The organism is Pedococcus sp. P2_E2, from assembly GCF_056403955.1.
This window is the reverse complement of sequence record NZ_JBFUEM010000020.1, coordinates 1-1,578: the sequence shown is the minus strand read 5'-3', so window position 1 is coordinate 1,578 and position 1,578 is coordinate 1. Positions and strand designations below refer to the sequence as shown.

2 protein-coding genes are annotated in these 1,578 nt (G+C 67.5%); both read right to left on the bottom strand.

Annotated elements, in window-relative coordinates; genetic code table 11:
• Positions 1-674, bottom strand: a 674-nt coding sequence (locus tag AC1DWR_RS19845; RefSeq protein ID WP_477625035.1) for an ABC transporter ATP-binding protein, incomplete at its 3' end; no start/stop codon positions are given.
• Positions 671-1,578: ABC transporter permease (locus tag AC1DWR_RS19840; RefSeq protein ID WP_477625034.1), on the bottom strand; the 908-nt coding region annotated here is incomplete at its 5' end. The genes AC1DWR_RS19840 and AC1DWR_RS19845, both read right to left, overlap by 4 nt.

The window sequence follows — 1,578 nt, the reverse complement described above, 5'->3', positions numbered from 1 at the left end:
AGCAGGATCGACAACCCCGACTCATCCCGCTTGCGCCTCAACAGGTCCAGGATCTGCGCCTGCACCGTCACATCCAGAGCCGTCGTGGGCTCGTCCGCGATCACGAGCTCCGGGTCCGCCGACAACGCCGCCGCGATCATCACCCGCTGCGCCATCCCACCGGACAGCTGATGAGCGAACGAAGACGCCCGCCGGGCCGGCTCCGGAATACCGACGTCGCGCAGCAAGTCGACCACCCGCGCCTTCGCCTCCCGCCGACCCACTCCGCGGTGCCGGCGCAGCGCCTCGACGACCTGACCACCCACCCGGGCCGTCGGGTCCAACATCACCTTCGGCTGCTGAAAGAGCATCGCCACCTTGTTGCCGCGGACCTCGTCCCGCCGCTTGCCCGACATCGACAAGACATCCTCACCGTCCAGCACAGCGCTGCCCCCCACCACCTCAGCCCCCGGCGGAAGCAGACCCATCACGGTCAACGCAGTCAGGCTCTTGCCAGAACCCGACTCCCCCACCAACGCCACGATCTCCCCGCGTCGCACCGTCAGATCCATGCCGTCGATCGCCGGACCACCACCCACCTCAGGGAACTCCACCCGCAAGCCCCGAATCTCCAACAGGGTGGAGTTCGGGTCCGTCGGCGCCCCGACGGAGGACTGGTCAACTGGCTCGATCATGGCATCTCCGGCCTCTTGTCGATGGTGCCGCCAACCGGCACCACAGTCGCCTGCTTGCGGCGGGGTCTCTGTACGTCGAGGCCTTGTCCGATCATGGTCACGCTGAGTGCGGTGACGAAGATCGCCACGCCGGGAAGGATGCCGATCCAGGGGGCGGTCTCCATGTAGGGCTGCGCCTCCAGCAGCATGGCGCCCCAGTCGGAGTCAGGTGGCTGGACCCCCAGGCCGAGGTAGGACAGGGCGCCGACGGTGATCAGCTTGTGTCCGAACCGGAGAAAGCTCATGGCAGTCACGGGCCGGATCGCGTTCGGGATGACGTGGCGGAACAGGATGTACCACTTCGGGGAACCAAGGATCTCGGCAGCCTCGACGTACTCCTTGGCGTTGATCTCGAGCGCCAAGCCACGCATGAGGCGAGCGAAGGGGGTCCAGCCGGTGACGGTCAGCGCAGCGATCAACGTGCCGTAGCCGGTGCCGAGTACCGCGATCAGGAAGAGCGCGATGAGTACGTCGGGGAAGCAGACCAGCACGTCCACGGTCCTCATCAGAACCTCGTCGACCCAGCCGCCCCGTCGTGCGGCGAAGGCTCCCAGGACGGTACCGGCGACGGCGCAGATCACCAGGGTGATGGCTGCGATCGTGACGGAGAACCGGCCGCCCCACATCAAACGCGAAAGCACGTCGCGACCGAGGTGGTCGGTACCCAGCCAGTGCTGCTGCGACGGGCCGGCCAGTGCGTGGCTCAGGTCTTGGACCGCGGGGTCGTGCGGTGCGATCCACGGCGTGAGCAGCAACACCCCCAGCACCAGCACCAGGAGCCCCGCACCGAGCTCGAACGTCCAGTGGCGCGTGCGCAGCCCCCTGATCGCCATACCGAAGATGTTGGGCCGCTGCGACGGTGGAC